Origin of the sequence: Streptomyces violaceusniger Tu 4113, assembly GCF_000147815.2 — a bacterium.
GTDB lineage: Bacteria > Actinomycetota > Actinomycetes > Streptomycetales > Streptomycetaceae > Streptomyces > Streptomyces violaceusniger_A.
Map to the genome: position 1 here is coordinate 6,954,907 of NC_015957.1, position 21,505 is coordinate 6,976,411.

A 21,505-nucleotide genomic window follows, 5' to 3' on the forward strand; every position below is an offset into this window, starting at 1 on the left:
CGGGCCGCAGCGCACGCGGCCAAGGGGCCGTGCGCACGGGAAAGGGCCCGCTTCCCCCGGCGGGCCCCTTCCGTACCCGAACCGTTCACGGCATACGACCGCTCAAGGCATGCGGAGGTGATGCCGCGCGATGGCATCGCTCGCCTTCAGGCCGAGCAGTTGCAGGCTGCGTGCGTACTCCTCGCGCAGGATCGTGACGGCACGCTCCACGCCCCGCTCGCCACCGGCCATCAGGCCGTACAGATAGGCCCGGCCGATCATGACCGCGTCCGCCCCGAGTGCCCGCGCGGCGAGGATGTCCTGACCGTGTGTGACACCGCTGTCGAGGATGACCGTGGCGTCAGGGCCGAGCTCCTCGCGTATCCCGGGCAGCACCGTGAGGGTGGCCGGTGTGCGGTCGAGCTGCCGCCCGCCGTGGTTGGACACGATCACGCCGTCCGCGCCCCCCTCGACGACGCGGCGCGCGTCGCGCGGGCTGAGGACCCCCTTGACCAGCAACCGGTACGGCCAGTGGGCGCGCAGCCATGCCAGGTGCTCGTAGCTCAGCGTCGGTTCGAAGACGACGTCGGCGACCCGCACGGCGTCGATCGTGTCGCCGCTCACGCCACTCACACCGCCACCCATGCCACTCAGCGACGCGAACGTGATCGGGGCTGTGGTCAGCTTGTTCAGCGCCCAGGAGGGGTAGCGGGCCATCCCGAACAGCGTCCGCAGGGTGAGCGAGGGCGGGATCGTGAGGCCGTTGCGCATGTCCTTCGGGTGCCGGCCCGCCACCGGTGTGTCGACGGTGAGGACCACGGTGGTGAACCCGGCCGCGAGCGCGCGGTCGAGAAGCTCCGCGTTGAGGCGCTCGTTCCGGGTCAGGTAGAGCTGGAACCAGTGTTCGCCGCCGGGAGCCGCCGCGGCGACGTCCTCGACGGTCGAGGTGCCCACGGTGGACAGGGCGTAGGGCAGGCCGTGGCGGGCGGCCACGCGCGCGACCGCCGCCTCACCCTCGTGGTGCATCATCCGGGTGTAACCGGTCGGCGCGAAGATCAGCGGCATCGCGATCTCGCGGCCGAACAGCCGCGTGGACAGGTCCGGATGGTCGACCGGCGACAGGTACTCCGGCACGAGTTCGACCGCCGCGAACGCCGCCCTGCTGCGCCGCGCGGTCAGCTCCGCGTCGGCCGCGCCGTCGACGTAGTCGAACACCGCACGCGGGGTCGTGCGCACCGCCACCGCGCGCAGATCGCCGATGGTCAGCGCGGCCCCGAGCCGCCGCTCGACCGGATTGAGGGTCGGCCGGCGCAGTTGCAGAACCTCCCGGAGCTCGGTCCACCGGGGTCGCTGCCGCGCCACACGAGGCCGCTTGGGGGCTGCGGATGCCGCTTGGGGCTGGGTGCCGGTCACTGTCATGCCTCTCGGTGTGCGGGTGTCGAAGGCCGTTCGACGAACGACGAGATATCAGACGCTGTCTGAGAAATCGGAGTCTCGCTCGTCGTTTCGGCGGGCGTCAAGCCTTGACGTGCGCCGCACACGTGGGCACCATCTGGTTTGTATATGAGACAGCGTCTTATATTTCAGACATAGGAAGGTGCCATGCAACTCGGTCTGGCAGGCAAAACCGCCCTCATCTGTGCGTCCACCTCCGGTCTCGGCCGGGCGACCGCCCGGGCCCTGGCGGAGGAAGGCGTCACCGTCGTGGTCACGGGCCGCTCGGGCGAACGGGCCAAGGAGGTGGCGGGCGAGCTGCCCAACGCGGTCGGCGTGGGCTGCGACCTGGTCGCGGACGGCGGCGCGGAGCGGCTCCTCACGGCGGCCCGCGAGGCCGTCGGCGACCTCGACATCCTCGTACTGAACGGGCCGGGGCCAACGCCCGGACCCGCCCGCGCCATCGACACCGCCGGGGTCGAGCAGGCCATCGCCACGCTGGTGACACCCCAGCAGATCCTGGTGCGGGGCACCCTGCCCGCCATGGTCGAGAAGGGGTGGGGCCGCATCCTGAGCATCAGCTCGACGAGCGTGCAGGCGCCCCTGCCGAACCTTTCGCTGTCCAACCTCGGGCGGGCCGCGCTCGCCGGATACCTCAAAACCCTCGCCGCCGAAGTCGCCGCCCACGGCGTGACGGTCAACTCCCTGCTTCCCGGGCGCATCGCCACCCCGCGCGCCCGGCAGATCGACGAGGCCGCCGCCCAGCGCACCGGCCAGTCACTGGACGAGGTCGAGGCCGCGTCCAAGGCCACGATCCCGGCCGGGCGCTACGGCGACCCCGCTGAGTTCGGCGCCGTCGCCGCGTTTCTGTGCAGCACCCAGGCCGCGTACGTCACGGGCAGTGCCCTGCGGTGTGACGGCGGCATGGTGCCAACTCTCTGACGCGGTCGACAAGTTCACCCGACTCCCCCAGACGAGAGCAGCGCAGCCGCATGAGCCATATTCCCGTCACCGACACAGCAACCGACGCCAGAGCCGGCCAGTCCCCCGTGGCTCCCCGGGCCGCCTCCGCCATCCGCCGAACGGCCCTGGCGGGCATGATCGGCACCACGATCGAGTGGTACGACTTCTACATCTACGGCCTCGCCGCGGCACTGGTCTTCGGCACGGAGTTCTTTCCCGACTTCTCACCGGCGGCCGGCACGCTGGCCGCGTTCGCCACCTTCGCGGTCGGCTTCATCGCCCGCCCGCTCGGCGGAGTGATCTTCGGTCACTTCGGGGACCGCGTGGGGCGCAAGAACGCGCTCATGCTCACGCTGTTCCTGATGGGCGCGGCGACCGTCATCGTCGGCCTGCTGCCGGGCTTCCAGACCATCGGCATCTGGGCGCCCATCCTGCTGGTCACGCTGCGCTTCCTCCAGGGCTTCGCGGTCGGCGGTGAGTGGGGCGGCGCGGTGACCATGGTCGTGGAGTCCTCGCCACGGGACCGGCGCGGCTTCTACGGGAGCCTGCCGCAGATGGGTGTGCCGCTGGGGCTGGTGCTCTCGTCGACCGTGTTCGCGGCGGTCTCCACGCTGCCCGATGACGACCTCCTCGCCTGGGGCTGGCGCATCCCCTTCCTGCTCAGCATCGTGCTGATCGCGGTCGGACTGTTCCTCCGTTCGCGCATCACCGAGACACAGACGTTCGTCCAGGTGAAGGCGTCGGGGCGGGCGCGCAAGATGCCGGCCATGGAGGCGTTCCGCCACCACGGGAAGGCGATCGCCCTCACCGTCGGCATGTATGTCTCGGCCGGTGTCCCCTTCTACATCGTCTCGGTTTTCGTGCTGTCCTACGGCTCATCCCACCTTGGTCTCTCGCGGAGTGTGCTGCTGACCGGGATGCTCATCGCGGCGGTGGCCGAGGCGCTGACGGTGCCCTGCTTCGGCGCGCTGTCGGACCGATGGGGCCGGCGGCCCGTGTTCCTGAGCGCCGCCGCGTTCACGGCCGTTCTCGCCTTCCCGTTCTTCTGGCTGCTGGCGACCGGGCAGACGGGGCTCGCCTGGCTGGCCATGCTGCTCGCGCTCGCCGTGGCGCACGCGGGGATGTACGCGCCCACCGCGGCGCTGTACGCGGAACTGTTCCCCGCGAACGTCCGGTACACCGGTACGTCGATCGGCTATCAACTCGGCGGTGTCGTGGCCGGGTTCGTGCCGCTCGTGGCGGGCGCACTCGTCAACGCGGCCGACGGCGCCTCGTGGCCGATCGCCGCCATCTGGGCGGGAGCGGCACTGATCGGGCTGGTCTGCGCGCTGATCGTCCGGGAATCCCGGGGCCGCGATCTGCACCCCCACCACGACACCTGAGCCGGGGAATCCCCTCCCCCGCCCGCCCACTGCCCTGCCCAACTCACACCGACCGACCCGTATGTCCCCCGACCGGAGGTGAAGCTCCATGACCGCCAACAAAGTCCACGTACTGAGCTGCGGAGCGATGAGCTGCGATCTGACGTGGCTGCTGCTCAAGGCCGGCCGTACGATGCGGACGCGCACCGAGCACCAGCGGCCGCCCGAGTGGTACTCCTGCACCACCCACTGCGTCCTCGTGGAAACCCCCGGGGGCACCCTGCTGTGGGACACAAGCTGTCCCCGCGACTGGGAGACCCGCTGGGCCCCGACCGGTCTGCAGGAGTACTTCCCCTACGACCGGGTGAGCGACGAGGAGTATCTCGACGCGCGGCTCGGCCAGCTCGGCGTCCAACCGCAGGACATCGACTACCTGGTCCTGTCCCATCTGCACTTCGACCACGCCGGGAACATCGGCATGTTCACCGGCACCGGCGCGAAGCTGGTGTGCCACGAGAGGGAGAAGGAGTTCGCCTTCGGCTTCGACGGCGCCTTCAACGGTGCCCATCTCAAGGCGGACTACGCGGCGTGTGATTTCGACACCGTCAGCGGCGACACCGAGATCCTGCCCGGCGTCACCCTCATCGAGGCCCCCGGGCACACCCCCGGCACCATGGCGATGAAGGTCGAACTGCCGGAGACCGGGACCATGCTCTTCACCTCGGACGCCGTCTATATGGGTGACTCCTACGGGCCGCCGGCCACCCCCGCCGCCATCGTCAACGATCTGTCCGCCTGGTACGGCTCGGTGGAGAAGCTCCGCGGCATCGCCGAGCAGTCGGACGCCACCGTCGTCTTCGGCCACGACGCCGAGCAGTTGCGCTCGATGCGGCTCGCCCCCAGCGGCTTCTACGCCTGATCGTCCGGGTCCCGGCCGGCGCTCCGGTACCGTTCGCCGCGCCGCTGGGACCCAACCGATCCCCAGGAGGGACGCGTATGAGCACCACCGCTCCGGCCGGACCCGAGTCCGTTTTCACCTACGGCGCCCCGGCGCTGAAGTTCGGGCCGGGAGCATCCGACGAGATCGGCTACGACCTCGCCCAGCACGGGGCCCGCCGGGTCCTCGTGATCACCGACGCGGGGGTGGCCGCCACCGGCGCGCCGCACCGCATCGCCGAGCGGATGACCGCGTTCGGCATCGAAGCCCACGTCTTCGACGGCGTCCACGTGGAGCCCACCGACGTCAGCCTGCGGCAGGCCGTGGACCACGCGCTGGCGTCGGGCCCGTGGGACGCCTTCGTCGCGGTGGGCGGCGGCTCCAGCATCGACACCGCCAAGGCCGTCAACCTGCTGAGCACCAACCCCGGCGAGCTGATGGACTACATCAACGCGCCGGTGGGCAGGGCGCTGGCGCCCGCGAACCCGCTGGGGCCGCTGGTCGCGGTTCCCACCACCACCGGAACCGGCGCGGAGAGCACCACCATCTGTGTGCTCGACGTCCTGGAACTGAAGGTCAAGACCGGCATCAGCCACGCCCGCCTGCGGCCCACGCTCGCGGTCATCGACCCGGACCTGACCTTCACCCAGCCCGCCGGGGTGACCGCCGCCAGCGGCATGGACATCCTGTGCCACGCGCTGGAGAGCTACACGGCCCGCCCGTACGACACCTACCCGCACAAGCGCCCCGAGCAGCGCGTGCCGTACTGCGGCGCCAATCCCATCTCCGACGCGTGGTCGGAACGGGCGCTGCACCTGCTCGCGCAGTCCTTCCGCACCGCGGTCCGCGACGGCGACAATCCCCAGGCGCGTTCCGACATGGCGCTGGCGGCAACCTTCGCCGGCCTCGGATTCGGCAACGCGGGCGTCCACATCCCCCACGCCAACGCCTACCCGATCGCCGGACGGGTGAAGGACTTCCACCCCGCCGGCTACCCCGCACACGAGCCGATGGTGCCCCACGGCATGGCGGTCTCGCTCACCGCGCCGGAGGCGTTCCGCTTCACCTTCTCCGCCCGGCCCGAGCGGCATCTGCGGGCCGCGGAACTCCTCGCCCCGGGGATGGAACGCCCCGCCGACCCCGCCGAGTATCTGCCCACCGCGATCGAGCAGTTGATGCGCGACATCGGCATGCCCAACGGCATCGGCGGTGTCGGCTACGGCGAGGGAGACATCCCGGCGCTGGTGGAAGGCGCCATGAAGCAGCAGCGACTGCTGTCCACCGCCCCGCGCACGGTCACCGAGGACGACGTGGCCGGCATCCTCGACCGCTCTCTGACGCTCTGGTGATGTGAGGGACCCCATGGCCATCTATGAACTCGCCTGCGAGACCGGACACCGCTTCGAGGTGATCCAGTCGTACACCGCACCGCTGCCGAGCTGCCCGGAGTGCGGCGGCGCCACCCGCAAGATACCCAGCAGCTTCGCCCTGGGTGGCGCCGCCACCGTGCCACCGCCGCCGGAGCGGATGCCGCAGACCTGGAAGGGAACGTATCGCGGCGACCGTGACTACGTCACCGACCTGCGGCGCACGGCCGAATCCCGGCAGAAGCTGGAGGACAAGTACCCCGAACTCGCCGGCGACCGGCGGCCGATCGTCGCTCACGAAGGCAGATACGAGGGAGCCCCGCTGCGCGCGGGCGACACACCATCCGCTCCCTCCGAGGGGGCCGGGCACGGCCACTCTCACGGGCACTCGCATGCACACGGCCATGACCATGGCCACGCTCACGGGAGCGCCAAGAGCCGCCCCGCAGCAGGCGACTGAGCCCTCGGCGGACCGATCCCGAAAGCGGACACGGATACATGGTTAGGGTTACCTGACTTCGATGCGTGTCGGGTTCGATGGAGGTCTCATGGGCAGCGGGAACGACGGGCTGACGCCGATCCGTGACGTGGCCGACCACTTCGGCCTGCCGCTCTCGACGCTCCACTACTGGGAGCGGCGGGAGTTGGTCGCGCCGACCCGGCGGGCGGGGCAGCGGTGGTACGACACCGAGCAGCTCTACCGGGTGGCGCTGATCAAGCAGTGGCGTACGACCGGGCTGATCGGCGTGGAGCACATCGCCGAGATGCTCGGCGACGGGCCGGGTCGGCGGGAGGCCGTGCCCGAGCTGATCGCCGAGTGCGAGCGGCGGCGGGCGGAGCTGGACGAGGCGCTCGACTATCTGAACCGTCTGCACGCCTGCCGGTAGAGGGTGGCCCCGAGCGCTGCCCGGGATTCCGCGCCCTCGTCAGCCTGCCCGGCGAGGACTCCCCGCCGGGCGATGCCGCCTCCAGCGGTGGTGCGGTCGGCGACCGCGTGGAGGGTCAGAACCCGCGCGGGATCAGGAGCGGCGCGGCGGCCGCCGCGGCCGCCAGGCAACCGGCCGACACGGCGAACGCGGCGGTGTAACCGGCGGCCAGTGCCAGCGTGCTCAGCACGGCCGGCCCGAGTGCCCCGCTGGTCTGCCGTACGGTGTTCAGGAGCCCGGCGGCCAGGCCGCTGCGGTCGGGCGGCAGGCCGCCGGTGGCCGCCACCGTGATCGGTGTGAACGCCGCGGCCGTCCCGAACCCGAAGACAGCGCCCGGGATCAGAACCGAGACCGTGTACGAGGCGTGCAGACCCGTGCCCGCGGCCACCCCGGCGAAGCCACGGCGCCCAGCGCACAGCACAGCATGGCGGCGCGGCGGGCTCCGATCCGTACCGCCAGGGGCCAAACGATCCGGAGCAGGCCATGGCCAGGACCGCGCGGGGACGGGCGCCGGTGGGTGCCGCAGATGGAAATTCGGGTACGGATTCGGCTGGGCATTCCGGTGTGGCCCGTGCGGGGCGCGATCGCATCTCTCGCTCCGAGTGAATGCGGTGACGACGCGATCAGCGTGCTGGCTCAACCGCGGTTGAGGGCAAGCGACTCCGCAGGGTGCCGGTGGCCGCTTTCTGTGAGTTTTCTGAGAGTTCCCAGCCAGCCGGCTGCCGTGGCCTGCCGGTTTCCGTCGTACGGGACTCGCGGTTCACATGGCGCACTCACACTCGCGCAGATCAGGCCCAGAAGAGCGGATCACTGTGAGGTGGAGCCCTTGGATCCGGCCGACCCACTACACCGGTTGTCCTTCGCGGAAGCAGACGACTGTCCCCGATGCGGCGGCGGTGTGGAGCGCTTCAAGGCTGCCCGCATGCCCGGCGAGTGGCGTGTCCGCCAGCTCGTTCAGGCTGAAGACGGCGTACCGATCGTGCTCAGGACTCAGGCTGATCGAGGTTCCGTCTGAGAGGGTTCCACCGTAGAAGAAGCAGTCGAGGACCGGTCCGGTGCCTCCGACGTCCGCTCGGTGGTCGATGCCGATCAGCCTCGGGATGGGGCTCAGTTCGACGCCGGTCTCCTCATGCGTCTCCCGCCATGCCGCCGTCCACGGGTCTTCGCCGTGCTCAAGCATTCCGCCCGGCAGCCACCAGTCTCCGGCATTCGGCTGGCCGGGGCCGTAGCGCAACAGGAGAACCCCGCCCTGGCGGTCGAGAAGTACGACGCAGGAGGCGATGAGTGCCTGGGGCTGAGTCTTGACCCACTCCTCACGGGGCACCCAGGCGGCGACGGGCATACCTTCCGTGCGGGGCTGATGCGGCGGTGGTGTGGCGTCTTCCATGGTCACTCCCAATCGGCGGTCTCGGCCGCCAGTAGTCGGGCGCGCGCGTCACTATGAACATCCACCATCCGCAGAGCCCTCAACCACCTGAACATCCCTCCCGCGCCCCGACGGCTGACGGCTGACGGCTGACGGCTGACGGCTGACGGCTGACGGCTATGGCGTGGCGACACTCCCTGCGGAGCAATCGTCAAGGTGCTGGATCGGGTGAGCTGAAGTGGTCGAGCACACGCGGCTCAGCCGTGTGTGCGCCGCCGGTAGTAGTGCACGGTGACGACGGCCAGCAGCGGCCCCCACGCCACCAACGGCACGTAGCAGACGTTCATCAGCCACTCCCCCCACCGCGTGATCTCCATGTCGGCGTGCAGCGTGGTCCACATGAACAGCACACCGTAGATCGTGCAGGCGAGTGCCCCCAGCGCCGCGGGCACGACTGCGGCGTATACGGGGATACGGCGGCCTCGCAGACCCGGGATCCAGCCCGGCCACACCTCGCCCCATGGCCGCACCAGCCCCAGCGTCAGAAAGGCCAGGGCTTCCTGGAAGGCGGACAGCAACGGCACGACGAGATACCCCCAGCCGGGGATGAGCATCGAGTCGTACTCGGACTCGGCGAGCCCCAGCGGAACGCCGAGCACCACGGCGAGCCGCCAGAGCGCGGACGGCGCGGATGCCCATAAGGCCGCGGCCGCCACGCGCCTGGCCCACGAGGGGACAGGCGCGGCGGTCATGAGGTGCGAGGGGGCGGGTGGCGACAGGCTGATGGACATGACGGCGGCTCCCGTGTGCGCGCTTGGTCCGACACCCCGGAGATTGCCACGCACCGTCCCACGGCCACATCCATCCGGAGAACGCGACGGCGTACGTCTCGGGGCGCACGGGCGAAGGCGGGAGTCAGACCTTGGGACCACTATCTGTCGTGAGGCGGCGTCAGCGAGCCAGGACGGTGACGGTCCACCCAGCCTTCCCGGGAAGGAGAACAGGTTCCGGCCGTCCGGTCACTCTGCCACCACCGCGGGCCCCTTCCCGGCTGCCGCGTCGAAGATGCCACCGCTGCGGATCGCCCACTCCTGGTAGAAGGCGGGGACATCGATCGAGACCATGACTGATCCTCCTCAGAACACGTGAACTGCGGCTGCGTTCCAGCCGCGCCCTGCGAGTCTCAGGCCCTCACATCAGTGTGAAGGTCAAGCGGGAGCGTGAGCGCAGTACCGCCCGCTCGTCCGGCGGGGGCGAGGTCCCCTACCGCTGGGGTCGGGACCGGTCCCGACGCGGGTCCTTACGGTGGCGGCATGGTTCGAATGACGCGCCGCGGCGTGCTGGTCGGTGTGGCGGCCTTGGTGCTGGCGCTGGCCGGTTTCGGCGCGTATCTGTTGTGGCCCGCCCCCACTCTTGACGCCGGCGACGTTGACGCGGTGCTGCCGACCAAGCGTGACCTGCCCGGGTTCATCCCGCACGACGGGCTCACCGGGTCCCTGTCGGTGCCGACCGGCAACAAGGACGGCAGATCCGTGCTGGCCGGCGCCGACCTGGAGAAGCAGTGCCGGAAGTGGCGCAAGGAAGGGGGCGGCTGGGCGTGCCGACACCTCCACGGGGCGGGCATGGTCGTGCTCGAGCGGTCGGAGAACGTGTTCTTCCGGGTCAAGTCCGATGTCCTCGCCTACGACGACGAGGACGCGGCGAAGGCAGCCTGGAACGGACTGGTGGCTGCCAACCGCGACGCGATCGACAAGATCCCAGCCGCCAAGGAGCACTCGTCCGATCTGGGGGATGCGGGCCGGTCCTTCGAGGCCCCGGGCGTTACGGTCCTGGCGATCCGGATCGAGACGGTCGTCGTGGAGGCCATCGTCTGGGACGGGAGCGACCAGGTGAGCAAGGAGGACGAGGACGCGATGGTGAAGAAGTGGCCCACGCTGCAGCTCTCGAAGATCGAGGAGCGGCTCGGCTGATCAGCGGTGGCGCGTGCAGCGACCGCGGCGGTACCGGTCGTCGGCACGACCGACGGCCTTGACGGGAAGAGTGGCGACATGGACGAGCGGACGGCCCACCCTCCGGGCGAGAACGTCCCCTCCGGCGCCGGTTCGGGCTCCGGCGACGGCTCCGGCTCCGGCTCCGGCTCCGGCTCCGGGGAGCATGAGGGCGAGTGGCTACGGGCCGAGCGCGATCGCCTCCGGGAGGAGGTCGCCCAGCTCAGGCTCCAAGTGGAGGAGCAACGGGCCGCCGCCGGAGCCGACTTGCCCGGCCCCGCCCCTGAGGAGGCGGTGGCCGGGGGTGCGGGGAAAGCAGCGGATGGCGTACTCGCCGCCCGCGTACCCCAGCAGCCGCCAACCCTGGCCGCTCCGTACGCCCCGTCCGCCCCTCCGGGTTCGGCCCCTCCCTCCGCGCAGCCGCGCGGTACGGGGATTTCCCGCCGCGGCCTGCTCATCGCCGGTGGGGCCGCCGTGGTCGCCGCGGGCACAACCACCGCCGCGCTCCTGGCTCTTGACGACGGCTCTTCCTCCTCCCCCCGCGCCCGCCCCCGGCCCGTGACGAGCATTCCCGCCCACCCCACGATCCGCCGCATCGCCACCCTCAGGGGCCACACCGGCACCGTCGGCGGGTTGTGGTTCAGCCCGGACGGGCAGACTCTGGCCTCCAGCGAGGCCGACGTGGGGAACCTCCAGTTGTGGGACGTCCGTACTCACCGGCGGATCCACGCGCCGCTGACCTCGGCCCTCGCCGCCTTCCAGTCCGCGGCGATCAGCCCGGACGGCGGGACGCTCGTCACCGGCGGTGCGGACAGGGCGCAGTTCTGGCAGCTACCGTCCCTCCGCCAAAGCGGCAGGTCACTGGAGCTGTCGGACCACACGCTACGGCCGTTCGAGGTGGTCGCCCTCAGCCCGGACGGCAGGACGCTGGCCACGGGTGGCACGGACGGCGAGGACCTGTGGCTGTGGGACGTGGCGTCGCGCAGACAGCGGGGCAAGGTGCTGACCGGACACGAGGGCGGTGTCGATGGCCTGTTGTTCAGTCCGGACGGCGCGACCCTGGCCGTGAGCAGCCATGTCGGCGACGGGGTCGTGCGGTTGTGGGACGTGGCGTCCCACAGACGACGCGGCGAGACACTGACCGGACACCAGGGTGGTGTCGGCGCCATGGTGTTCAGCCCGGACAGCACGACGCTGGTGGTGAGCGCGAGTGTGGGCGCCGATGGCCTCGTACGGCTGTGGGACACGGCCACCGGCACCCCGCGCGGCGAGCCGCTGCGCGCCCGCACCGTCGGTGTCAGCGCGCTGGCCTACAGCGGGGACGGCAAAACCATCGTCACGCTCGGCTTCTACAGCGGGCTCACCTTGCGTTTCTGGGACGCGGCCACGCACAAGGAACGCGCGAAGCCCCTGGAGCTCGCCCGCCTGTCCCAGCCCACGGCCTTCACGGCGGATGGTCTGACCCTGGCCACCGGCAGCTATGAGGACCATGGCATCCGGCTCTGGCGGATCGAGTAGACGCCGGTCGCCCGGTCTCGCGGTCTCGCGGTCTCGCGGTCTCGCGGTCTCGCGGTCTCGCGGCAAGCACATCACAGGGAGTGGAACAGGGAATGGCGGTAGCGGGCATGGACGAGCGAGAACCCTCGCCGGAGGACGGACGCGGCGCCGCATCCAGTACGGGGCGAACCGGGCCGGACGGGACGACGGAAGCGAACGCCGACGCCGAGGAACTCAGCCAACTCCGCGCCGAACGCGACCATTTGCTGGCCGAACGCGAACGCCTCCGCCACGAGCTGAACGGACCGCCCTCGCACCCACCGAGGATCCCGCCGGAGCCCCCGCCCCACTTCCCCGCCACTCCCGACGCGCCGCTCCAGGAGGCGGACGCCCCGCCACCCTCACGGCGCCGTCTGCTCGTCGGCGCGGGCGCGGCCGTCGTGATGGCCGCCGTGGCCGTACCCACCGCCATCGCGCTCCTCGACGACGACACGGACGACGCGAAGGACACCGCCCGCGCCAAGCCCGGCACGCACACCTCCGGCGACCCGTCCCCCACGCCCGCGCGGACACCCCCGCCCGTCGCCATCCCCGCCGATCCCGGGCTGCGCCCGCTGGCGACGCTCAAGGGACACCGGGGCGACATCGGCACGCTGCGCTTCAGCCCGGATGGGAAGACCCTCGCCTCCAGCGAAGCCCACGACGGTGTGCTGCGGCTGTGGGACGTGGCCACCCGCAAGCAGCGGGCGAAAGCCCTACTCTCCTCGCTCGTCGTCTTCAAGGGCGTGGCCTTCAGCCCGGACGGCCGGACGGTGGCGACCGGCCACGAGAGCAGGGCCCAGTTCTGGGACGCCACCACCCTGCGCCCGCGCGGCAAGGAGATCGCGAAACACGAGGACCCCTTCCTGTCCTTCGAGACGATCGCCTTCAGTCCGGACGGCACGATCTTTGCCACCAGCGGCTTCATCGACCAGGAGATCCGGTTCTACGACGCGGCCACCCATCGGCAGAAGGCCACGCCCCTGGAGTCGAAAGGCGCCGACAAGCTGGTGTTCAGCCCGGACGGGAAGACCCTCGCCGGCGTGGACGAGTCCGGCATGGACGGCGTGCGGCTATGGGATGTGGCCACCCGCACGCAACGCCCGAAACCGCCGAACGACTTCTTCGGCGGCTCCAACCACATGGCCTTCAGCCCGGACAGCACCACCCTGGCCGTCGCAGGCAGCTCCAACGACGTCCGCTTCTTCGACCCGCTCACCGGCAAGGAGCGCGGCGGGCCCCTCGACAGCCACGTCGGCTCCGTCACCGGTCTGGCCTATGCCACGGACGGCAAGAGCGTCCTCACCGCCGACTACTCGGGCCTGCACGTGTGGGACGCCGCCACCCGCAAACGCCGAGCCACCATCTCCGTCCCCGGAGCCACGTCCATCGCCCAACTCGCCTTCAGCCCCGACGGCCGCACGCTGGCCACCCTCGGCTTCCAGGACAAGACGATCCACCTGTGGCGTCTGGAGTAGCCCCGGTCCGGAGTGGCCCTGTGTGCCGCGGGCCGCCCAACTCGTGCCTCGCGAAGGCGGCTTGGCATCACCGCGCCCGGCATCAGTCCTGGCCGTCCACCAAACGGCTCTCCTGCCACCGCTGCACCGCCGTGTGCACGGCCTCTTCGTCTTCGACGGCATGGGCACCGGACGCGCCCGCGGCACCGAGAATCAACTCACCGTCGGTGACCAGAACACCGCCGGCCCACGGGACGAAGTCGCCGCCGTAGAGGTGCTGGATGCTGTCGACGATGCTCCCGGGGAGGTCGATCCGGCCGGAGGACTTCAGCGCGAGCAACGCGGTACGCGCCTTGGACACGGCAATGCGGCTGGTCATCGGCATACCGCCATCGGCTCGCCGCAGGGCGATCACCTCTCCGGCAACGTCGACAACGGCCACGGCCAGCGGAGGGAAACCTCGCTCCGCACCGACCGCCAACGCGGCTTGTACCAACCCATCCGCATCGGCCAGCTTCAGCCCAGGAAGGCGCGGAGTATCAGACATGGATGCGAAATTATCGGTGAGATCCCCGGCAGTCAAAAGCAACCAGGCGCCTCACGCGGGCGGGAACCGACCGCGGCGACCTGGTGCGGGACCTCGAAATTGGACCGTACCATTGACACTCACTGGTCTAGTCCTGTTTTCTCGTGGGCGCGCAGCCTCCCCCCACGCCGTCCGATCATCCCGTCCCACCTCGGTTCGGCTCCGCCTTCCCCCCACACCAAGGAGCGGTCCCCATGAGCCTCCGTTTCCCCTTGAGCAAGAGGGTTCTGACCGGCATGTGCGTCTCTGTCGCCACGGCCGGACTGCTCGCCACGGTCACGGCGACGACCGCCGACGCGGGTACCACCTCCGCCACCGCGAAGGCGGCACTCCCCGAGCACGCGCTCGTGGGCTATCTGCACTCGAGCTTCGCCAACGGCTCCGGATACACCCGAATGGCCGATGTCCCCGACAGCTGGGACATCATCGACCTGGCCTTCGGCGAACCCACCTCCACCACCTCCGGCGACATCCGCTTCAGCCTCTGCCCGCAGACCGAGTGCTCGAACGTCGAGTCGGAGGACGAGTTCAAGGCCGCCATCAAGGCCAAGCAGGCCGCAGGCAAGAAGGTGCTGATATCCATCGGCGGGCAGAACGGCCAGGTGCAGCTCACCACCACCGCCGCCCGTGACAAGTTCGTCGAGTCGGTCGGCGCGATCATCGACAAGTACGGACTGGACGGCCTGGACATCGACTTCGAGGGCCACTCGCTGTCGCTGGACGACGGCGACACCGACTTCAAGAACCCGAAGACCCCCGCGATCGTCAATCTGATCTCGGCCGTGAAGTCGCTCAAGGCGAAGTACGGATCCGACTTCACCCTCACCATGGCCCCGGAAACGTTCTTCGTGCAGCTCGGCTACCAGTTCTACGGGTCGGGCCCCTTCGGCGGCCAGGACCCGCGCGCCGGGGCGTATCTCCCGGTCATTCACGCACTGCGGGACGACCTCACCCTGCTGCACGTCCAGGACTACAACTCCGGACCGATCATGGGGCTCGACAACCAGTTCCACACCATGGGCAGCGCCGACTTCCACATCGCGATGACCGACATGCTGCTCACCGGCTTCCCCGTCGCGGGCGACACCAACAACGTGTTCCCGCCGCTGGACCCGTCCCAAGTGGCGATCGGCCTGCCCGCGAGCCCGAACGCGGGCAACGGCCACACCCAGCCCAGCGAAGTGACCAAGACCCTGAACTGCCTGACGAAGAAGACCGACTGCGGCGGCTACCAGCCCCATGGGAGCTGGCCCGCCCTGCGCGGGCTGATGGCCTGGTCGATCAACTGGGACAGCTTCAACGGCGGCGAGTTCGCGAAGAACTTCGACGCCTACTACGGCGGCTGAAGCCGTATCCGACACTTCACGGTGTGGGGCATGGGGCCGCCGGGATCGGCCCCGCGCCCCACACCGGTTGCGGGGCATGTCCGTGAGACGCGTGTTTCCGCAGGCCATGGGCGGGGACCCACCCGGTGTGAGCCGAGAACGCGGCAAGGCCACCAGCCCCACGCGGCTGCGCTTCGACGGATGGATCGCGGGCACCGGCACCTCCTCCGGGACGCGCATCGTGCTGGGTCACTGGGAGCGGTCGCCGTTCGGGCCGTTCAGCGATGTGATGCTCGATCGAGCCGACGGCGAACGGCTGCTGCTCGCTCCCACACCGGAGACCGCGGACTTCATCGCCCTCACCTACACCTTCGACGCGGTGCGCATCGTGCCGGTCCGCGTGCGCGTCGAGGCGGACACCTGGACCGTCACGGCCGGGCCACTGGACATGCGCTTCACCATGGGCCGACGAGGGCCCCTGGGACTTCTGCTGCGTGCCGTGCCCGGCGCACTCGCCCGCCGTCCGGCCTGGAGCGCGCTGCTGGACTTCCCCGCCCGCCTGCTGCTGTCCGGTGTGCGGACTCGCGGCAGCGCCGGGGGCGGTCGCCGTGAGTGGTACGGCGCGCGGGATCTGAGGCCGATCGACGCGGTGTCGGCGGTCTTCGAGGGCGCCGACCTCGGCGCGCCGGCGCCCGTCGAACCCCCGGTGCGCTTCGGGTTCGGTTCGGTGCCCCGGAGGCCCAGCGTCACCCGGATCACCACGACGGTGGCATGGGGCCGGGGCGGGGGCGACGGGCCCCTCGGACCCGGAGCCTGAGCGCCTCGCAGAGAGCCGCAGGTTGGCTACGGGGTGTCGACCGAGGCCGTCGTGGAGGGGCCCGCGTCGAGTCCGGTGAGGAAGGCGGCGAGGACGCGGCGCAGGCGGGGTTCCACCTCGACGACGGCGTGGCCGAGCCGGGGGTCGGTCTCGTAGAGCTCCCGCAGGCGCGGGCCGGGGGTGGCCATCTGCCACAGGGCCCCGGCCATGCTGGTCGCCGCGGCGATCAGGTCGACGGTCTGCGACTCGGTCAGCCCGAGCAGTCGTCGCAGTTCACCGTCGATCAGCTCGATCTCCTTGAACGTCCCCAGCTTGAAGGCGCGCACCGAGTCGATCGAGACATTGCGCTCAAGGTTCAATGGCGCCTGTGCCAGCAGGTCGCAGAACATCGGGCGAGCCGCCAGCGTGGCGGCGACCACCTCGGCGACCTCCGTGGGCGTGGCGTGTGCCCTCCGTTCGAGATCGCCGCGCAGGTCGGCGGACCACTGCCGCCAGCCTTCCGCGGTGAGCAGCAGGAAGATCTGCTCCCTCGTCTCGAAGTAGCGGAGCAGGGCCGACTTGTGCATCCCGACGGCCGCGGCGATGTCGGTGAGGGTGACGTCCCGGACCCCGCGCCGGCGGCCGAGCGTACGGGCCGCGTCCAGGATCGCCTCTTCCCGCGCCTGCTTGGCCTGGGTACTGCGGGCACGTTGGAAGGCAGGCGTCGTCATGCCTCACATCATAGGAACCCGTAAGGCAACGGCGTTGCATTATTAAGAGAACGGTGTTGTACTAACGGCATGAAGCAACAGGTCTGGTTCATCACCGGTTCATCCCGCGGCCTCGGCCGCGCCCTGGTCACCGCCGCCCTCGAGGCCGGCGATCACGTCGTGGCCACCGCCCGCGACCCCAAGGCCCTCGCGGAGGCATTCAGCGAGTACGGCGACCGCGTCCATCCCGTCGCGCTGGACGTCACGCGTCCGGAAGCGGCGCAGGAGGCCGTCGAGGCGGCGCTCGCCCGCTTCGGCCGCATCGACGTACTCGTGAACAACGCGGGATACGCGAATGTGTCACCCATCGAGACATCGGACGACGACGACTTCCGCGCCCAGTTCGAGACGAACTTCTGGGGCGTCTACAACGTCACCAAGGCCGCGCTCCCCACTCTGCGCCGACAGGGAGCCGGCACCGTCGTGCAGATCTCCTCGATCGGCGGGCGGGTCGGCGGATCGCCGGGCATCGCCTCCTACCAGGCGGCCAAGTTCGCGGTCGACGGCTTCAGCCGGACCCTCGCCGTGGAGACCGCACCGTTCGGCGTGCGCGTCATGGTCGTCGAACCGAGCGGCTTCGCCACCGACTGGGCCGGTTCCTCCATGACGGTCCACCCCATCCCCGACGCCTACGACGAGACCGTCGGGGCGATGAACCGGCTGGTGCGGCAGAGCACAACAGGAGCGGCCGGGGACCCTCGGCGCGCCGCCGAGATCATCGTGCGCACCGTCCACCGCGACCAGGTCCCGAGCCATCTCCCGCTGGGCGTGAACGCGACGACCATGGCGCGGGACTACTCCCAGCACCAACTCGCCGAGGCGACCGCCTGGGAGCAGGTCAGCCGCTCGGCCGACTTCGGCGAGCCCTACCCCGCACAGCTCCCGCCCGAAGGCACGGCCGACTAGAGCCTCTTGGGAGCGTGCCGGTCACACTACGTGTTGCGGGCTGCGACCAGCACGACGGGCGCCCGCCCGCGCGGTCGCCCGGTCAACGGTCGTCCTGGCCCACCGGGCCGAGGAGCCCCGCCACGAGTTCGCGGGCGTAGGCGGCGTCGAGTCCGGCGGGGCGGAAGAGAATGCGGTACATCAGCGGGGCGACGACACGGTCGATGACCGTCTCGACCTCGGGGATGTCGTCCCCGCGTTCGGTCGCGCGGGCCAGGATGAGGTCGACCTGGTCGGCGGCGTAGGCCGAGCACTGGCCGGCGTTGGTGCCGTCGGGGTCGCCGAGCAGGGCGTCGCGGATGTAGGCACGGCCGGCGGGGGAGGCCATCTCGTCGAGGAACTGCTCGGCCCAGGCCGCCAGGTCGGACGCCAGGGCGCCGTGGTCCTTGGGTGCGGTGTCGGGCCGCAGCCGCTCGACCGCCACGTCCGAGAGCAGTTCCGTGAGGTCTCCCCAGCGGCGGTAGATCGTGGAGGGGGTGACCCCGGCGCGCTGGGCGACCAGCGGCACGGTCAGGGCGTCGCGGCCCACCTCCGCTTCGAGTTCGCGTACGGCGGTGTGCACCGATGCCTGGACCCGGGCGCTGCGCCCGCCGGGGCGCACCATCTGCCTGCTCATCCCTCCACCTTAAAGCAAATTCCTTGCTTCTAGACAGCGGTGCGCCCCGGGCCGCGCGCCCCAGGCCGTCGTCAGGCCGCGGGTGCGAGCACGCGGGCCGGCTGGGACTGCTCGTAGGCGTGGCCGACCCGCAGGAGCATGTTCTCCCCGAGGGGCCGCCCCAGCAGCTGCATGCCGATCGGCAGGCCCGCCGCGTCGTGGCCGACCGGGACGGACAGTGACGGCACTCCGGTGAGGTTGGCGGGGGCCGAGAGGCGTACGTAGGCGTCGGAGACGGCTTCGACGGTGCCGTCCGCCCAGGTGATCGTCTCCTGGTCGGCCTTCGCCGCGGTCGCCGGGACCGTCGGGGCGGCGATGACGTCGACGTCGGCCAGCACGCGCGCCCACTCCTGGCGCATCAGTGTCCGGGAGCGCTGGGCGCGCAGATAGTCCCCGGCGGGCATCAGTTCCCCGGCTTCGAGCAGGGTGCGCACGTCCACCTGGTACAGCTCGGGCACCGCGCGCAGGGTGCGCTCGTGGTAGGCGGTGGCCTCCGGCACCATCAGGCCCCACTGAGTGGCCTGGATATAGCGGGTCATGGGGATCTCGACCTCGACCAGCGTTGCGCCGAGGGCCTGAAGCCGGTCGACGGCCTGCCGGACCGCCGCTTCCACCTCCGTATCGACGTGCTCGAAGTAGTGGTTGCGCGGCACGCCGACGCGCAGTCCGGTCAGGTCCTCGCCCGCGCCGGGCCGGTAGTCCTGCGCGGGGGCGGCCAGGGAGGCGGGGTCGCGGGGGTCGTGTCCGGCCAGGGCCGCCAGGACCAGGGCCTGGTCCTCGACGGTGCGGGTCAGGGGGCCGACGTGGTCCAGCGACCAGGACAGGGAGGTGACGCCGTGGCGGGGGACGAGGCCATAGGTCGGCTTGAGGCCGACGACCCCGTTGAGCGCGGCGGGGACGCGGATGGATCCGCCGGTGTCGGTGCCCAGCGCGAAGGTCGCGGCGCCCGCGGCGACGGCCACGGCGGATCCGCCGCTGGAGCCGCCTGCGACCCGGCCGGCGTCCCAGGCGTTGCGGGTCTGCGGGGTGGTCAGCCCGTAGGCGAACTCATGGGTGTGGGTCTTGCCGACCAGGACCGCGCCGGCCGCGCCGAGGCGCGCGGCGACCGTGCTGTCCGCCTGAGCGCGGTGGTCGGCGCGGACCCGGGAGCTGGCGGTGGTGGCCACGCCGGCGACGTCGATCAGGTCCTTCAGCCCCATGGGGATGCCGTGCAGCGGGCCGCGCGAGCGGCCGGCGGCGAGGTCGTCCGCGGCCTTGCGTGCCGCGTGGCGCGCCTGCTCGGCGGTCACCGTGGCGTAGGCGTTCAGGTGGGGTTCCAGCCGCTCGACGCGTTCCAGGACGGAGTCCACCAGCTCGACCGGGGACAGCTCTCCGGCCCGGATCGCGGCGGCGGCCGCGGTGAGGGACAGTTCATACGGCTGCATCGTGCTGCTCCTCTCGCGCCCGGTAGGCGGGGGCGGGCGGGGTGTCGCCGAAGTCGAGTTCGCGCAGGACGGCGACGACCGAGTGGATGTGATTGGCGGTGGCCGCCGCCGCGGCGTGGCGCTCGGGCGGCAGTGGGAGCCCGGCCCGGGCGGCCCAGCGGGCCGCTTCCGGAGGGGTGAGTTCAGCAGCGGACATGGTGTCTCCCTCATGGGCCGGAGAGGCGGAGCGACCCCGGGAGGCGTGACCCCGGCGATCCTCGGCAACCCCGAACAAAAGCTAACGGCTTGCGTTAGCAGACTGTAGGACCTACAGTCCCTTAAAGCAAATGCGTCGCTTTTAACGGGAAGGAGTCCCATGTCCAGCGCCACCTCCGGCGCCCCCGCGCAGTGCCCCTACACAGTCGCCCTCGTCCGCGAGACCACGGCCAACCGCACCGTCCCCCTCCGCGAGACCACGGCCAACCGCACCGCGCCCCTCGTCCTCTACGCGTCGGTCCTCACCACCCTCCTGGCCGCGTCCAGCGCCCCCACCCCGCTGTACCCGCTCTACCAGGACCAGTGGGGCCTGTCGGCGCTCACCATCACGGTGGTCTTCAGCGCCTACTCCCTGACCCTGCTGCTGGCCCTGCTCACCGTCGGAGCCCTCTCCGACCACCTGGGACGGCGCCCCGTCCTGGTGGGCGCGCTGGTCCTGGCGGCCGCGTCCATGGTGCTGCTGGCCACGGCGGACGGCGCCGGACCGCTGATCGCCGCCCGGGTCCTGCAAGGTGCGGCCACCGGCGCGGCCACCAGCGCCTCGGGCGCGGCGCTCCTCGACCTCGACGACCCGCTGCGCCCCGGCAGATCGGCCCTGACCAACAGCATCACCCCGGTGGCCGGCATGGCCGGCGGCGTGCTCGTCTCGACCCTCCTCATCCCCCTCTCCCCCGCCCCCACGGTCACCGTCTACCTGCTGCTGGCCGCGCTGTTCGTGGCGCAGGCGGCCGCGGTCACCTTCACCGCGGAGACCGGGCGGCGGCGCCCCGGCGCGCTGCGGTCGCTGCTCCCGCGGCTCGGCGTCCCGCCCTCGGCCCGCCGCGCGCTGCTGACCGTCGGCACGGGTGTCGTCGCCGTCTGGGCGCTCGGCGGTCTCTACTCCTCCCTGGGGCCCGCGCTCGTACGCCTCGTGGCCCCCGGCACTCCCCGTCCGGCGGGCGGCATGGTGTTCTTCACCGTCAGCGCCGCCGCCGCGCTCACCGTATGGACACTGCGGCGTACGGCGCCGACCACCGCCGCCACCGGCGGATCCCTGGCCGTCATCCCCTCCGCCGCCCTGAGCCTGGTCGCTCTGCACGGCGCCGGGCCGCTCGCCCTGTTCGGCGGCGCGGCCCTGGCGGGCATCGCCTTCGGCGCCGTCTCCCAGGGGGCGCTGCGGATGATGCTCGGCTCGCTCGACGAGCGGGACCGGGCCACCACCGTGGCCGCCTACTACGTCCTGAGCTATCTGGCGATGAGCCTGCCCGCCATCGCCGCGGGCGCCGCCACCCAGCACTACGGGCTCCGCACCGCCGCCTACGCCTACGCCATCGGCGCCGCCGTCCTCGCCGCCGCGGCGGTGGCGGCACTCACCGCGTCACGGCGCCACGCCGCGCCCCGGACCACCAGCGCCCTCCACCGCTAGAGATCAAGCCCGCCCGCCAGAGATCAAGGA

At 71.2% G+C, this 21,505-nt stretch carries 21 protein-coding genes and 1 pseudogene; 13 read left to right on the forward strand and 9 right to left on the reverse strand.

Annotated features, from left to right (window positions below):
- Positions 1-102: 102 nt before the first annotated feature.
- Positions 103-1,398 carry an alpha-hydroxy acid oxidase gene (locus STRVI_RS28260; RefSeq protein ID WP_050993768.1) on the reverse strand — a complete coding sequence of 432 codons (1,296 nt, stop codon included), beginning with the start codon at positions 1,396-1,398 and terminating at the stop codon, positions 103-105.
- Positions 1,399-1,581: 183 nt separating this feature from the next.
- On the opposite strand from STRVI_RS28260, the gene STRVI_RS28265 reads away from it, so the two are divergent.
- From STRVI_RS28265 to STRVI_RS53735, 6 genes are all read left to right on the forward strand, one after another.
- Entirely contained in the window at positions 1,582-2,355 is a 774-nt protein-coding gene (locus STRVI_RS28265; RefSeq protein WP_014059047.1) for an SDR family oxidoreductase, read from the forward strand.
- 50 nt (positions 2,356-2,405) lie between these two features.
- The gene (locus STRVI_RS28270) at positions 2,406-3,758 is read left to right on the forward strand and encodes an MFS transporter (RefSeq protein WP_014059048.1); all 1,353 of its coding nucleotides are present in this window, start codon (positions 2,406-2,408) and stop codon (positions 3,756-3,758) included.
- A gap of 88 nt (positions 3,759-3,846) precedes the next feature.
- Positions 3,847-4,656, forward strand: a complete 810-nt coding sequence (locus tag STRVI_RS28275; protein ID WP_014059049.1) for an N-acyl homoserine lactonase family protein — start codon at positions 3,847-3,849, stop codon at positions 4,654-4,656.
- 77 nt (positions 4,657-4,733) lie between these two features.
- Entirely contained in the window at positions 4,734-6,023 is a 1,290-nt protein-coding gene (locus STRVI_RS28280) for a hydroxyacid-oxoacid transhydrogenase (protein WP_014059050.1), read from the forward strand.
- A 13-nt stretch (positions 6,024-6,036) separates the two neighbouring features.
- Positions 6,037-6,501: an FmdB family zinc ribbon protein gene (locus STRVI_RS28285; protein ID WP_014059051.1), complete on the forward strand. Its 465-nt coding sequence runs from the start codon at positions 6,037-6,039 to the stop codon at positions 6,499-6,501.
- A gap of 88 nt (positions 6,502-6,589) precedes the next feature.
- Complete coding sequence (locus STRVI_RS53735; protein WP_014059052.1) at positions 6,590-6,928, forward strand: MerR family transcriptional regulator; 339 nt, start codon at positions 6,590-6,592, stop codon at positions 6,926-6,928.
- A 115-nt stretch (positions 6,929-7,043) separates the two neighbouring features.
- On the opposite strand, the gene STRVI_RS28295 is transcribed toward STRVI_RS53735, so the two are convergent.
- The 3 genes from STRVI_RS28295 to STRVI_RS28305 all read right to left on the reverse strand — a co-directional run bounded on the left by STRVI_RS28295 (position 7,044) and on the right by STRVI_RS28305 (position 9,124).
- The gene (locus STRVI_RS28295; RefSeq protein ID WP_208949178.1) at positions 7,044-7,355 is read right to left on the reverse strand and encodes a hypothetical protein; all 312 of its coding nucleotides are present in this window, start codon (positions 7,353-7,355) and stop codon (positions 7,044-7,046) included.
- Between the two features lie 456 nt (positions 7,356-7,811).
- Complete coding sequence (locus STRVI_RS28300) at positions 7,812-8,354, reverse strand: NUDIX hydrolase (protein ID WP_014059053.1); 543 nt, start codon at positions 8,352-8,354, stop codon at positions 7,812-7,814.
- A gap of 236 nt (positions 8,355-8,590) precedes the next feature.
- The gene (locus STRVI_RS28305) at positions 8,591-9,124 is read right to left on the reverse strand and encodes a hypothetical protein (RefSeq protein WP_014059054.1); all 534 of its coding nucleotides are present in this window, start codon (positions 9,122-9,124) and stop codon (positions 8,591-8,593) included.
- Positions 9,125-9,646: 522 nt separating this feature from the next.
- On the opposite strand from STRVI_RS28305, the gene STRVI_RS28310 reads away from it, so the two are divergent.
- The 3 genes from STRVI_RS28310 (at position 9,647) to STRVI_RS28320 (ending at position 13,335) form a co-directional block, all read left to right on the forward strand.
- Complete coding sequence (locus STRVI_RS28310) at positions 9,647-10,303, forward strand: hypothetical protein (protein ID WP_014059056.1); 657 nt, start codon at positions 9,647-9,649, stop codon at positions 10,301-10,303.
- A gap of 78 nt (positions 10,304-10,381) precedes the next feature.
- Entirely contained in the window at positions 10,382-11,839 is a 1,458-nt protein-coding gene (locus STRVI_RS46590; RefSeq protein WP_014059057.1) for a WD40 repeat domain-containing protein, read from the forward strand.
- 107 nt (positions 11,840-11,946) lie between these two features.
- Entirely contained in the window at positions 11,947-13,335 is a 1,389-nt protein-coding gene (locus STRVI_RS28320) for a WD40 repeat domain-containing protein (RefSeq protein ID WP_167543228.1), read from the forward strand.
- A gap of 82 nt (positions 13,336-13,417) precedes the next feature.
- Here STRVI_RS28320 and STRVI_RS28325 read toward each other — a convergent pair whose 3' ends face one another.
- Positions 13,418-13,903: a GlcG/HbpS family heme-binding protein gene (locus STRVI_RS28325; RefSeq protein WP_208949179.1), complete on the reverse strand. Its 486-nt coding sequence runs from the start codon at positions 13,901-13,903 to the stop codon at positions 13,418-13,420.
- 266 nt (positions 13,904-14,169) lie between these two features.
- Between STRVI_RS28325 and STRVI_RS28330 the strand changes: the two are divergent.
- Positions 14,170-15,246: pseudogene (locus STRVI_RS28330) on the forward strand (chitinase); the annotation flags it as partial.
- 106 nt (positions 15,247-15,352) lie between these two features.
- Positions 15,353-16,042 (forward strand): hypothetical protein, encoded by a 690-nt coding sequence (locus STRVI_RS28335; RefSeq protein WP_050993770.1) that lies wholly within the window; start codon positions 15,353-15,355, stop codon positions 16,040-16,042.
- 26 nt (positions 16,043-16,068) lie between these two features.
- Here STRVI_RS28335 and STRVI_RS28340 read toward each other — a convergent pair whose 3' ends face one another.
- Positions 16,069-16,752 carry a TetR/AcrR family transcriptional regulator gene (locus STRVI_RS28340; RefSeq protein WP_014059062.1) on the reverse strand — a complete coding sequence of 228 codons (684 nt, stop codon included), beginning with the start codon at positions 16,750-16,752 and terminating at the stop codon, positions 16,069-16,071.
- A gap of 69 nt (positions 16,753-16,821) precedes the next feature.
- Here STRVI_RS28340 and STRVI_RS28345 point away from each other — a divergent pair, with 69 nt between their 5' ends.
- Positions 16,822-17,697, forward strand: a complete 876-nt coding sequence (locus STRVI_RS28345) for an SDR family NAD(P)-dependent oxidoreductase (RefSeq protein WP_014059063.1) — start codon at positions 16,822-16,824, stop codon at positions 17,695-17,697.
- 82 nt (positions 17,698-17,779) lie between these two features.
- Here the strand turns inward: STRVI_RS28345 and STRVI_RS28350 are convergent, their stop codons facing one another.
- The 3 genes from STRVI_RS28350 to STRVI_RS28360 form a co-directional block, all read right to left on the reverse strand.
- Positions 17,780-18,352 carry a TetR/AcrR family transcriptional regulator gene (locus tag STRVI_RS28350; protein ID WP_014059064.1) on the reverse strand — a complete coding sequence of 191 codons (573 nt, stop codon included), beginning with the start codon at positions 18,350-18,352 and terminating at the stop codon, positions 17,780-17,782.
- 71 nt (positions 18,353-18,423) lie between these two features.
- Complete coding sequence (locus STRVI_RS28355; RefSeq protein WP_014059065.1) at positions 18,424-19,815, reverse strand: Asp-tRNA(Asn)/Glu-tRNA(Gln) amidotransferase GatCAB subunit A; 1,392 nt, start codon at positions 19,813-19,815, stop codon at positions 18,424-18,426.
- Positions 19,802-20,011, reverse strand: coding sequence for a hypothetical protein (locus tag STRVI_RS28360; RefSeq protein ID WP_014059066.1), 210 nt, complete (start codon positions 20,009-20,011; stop codon positions 19,802-19,804). The genes STRVI_RS28355 and STRVI_RS28360 overlap by 14 nt, the downstream gene beginning before the upstream one ends.
- A gap of 159 nt (positions 20,012-20,170) precedes the next feature.
- Between STRVI_RS28360 and STRVI_RS28365 the strand changes: the two genes are divergently transcribed.
- Positions 20,171-21,475, forward strand: a complete 1,305-nt coding sequence (locus tag STRVI_RS28365) for an MFS transporter (RefSeq protein ID WP_014059067.1) — start codon at positions 20,171-20,173, stop codon at positions 21,473-21,475.
- Positions 21,476-21,505 lie beyond the last annotated feature (30 nt).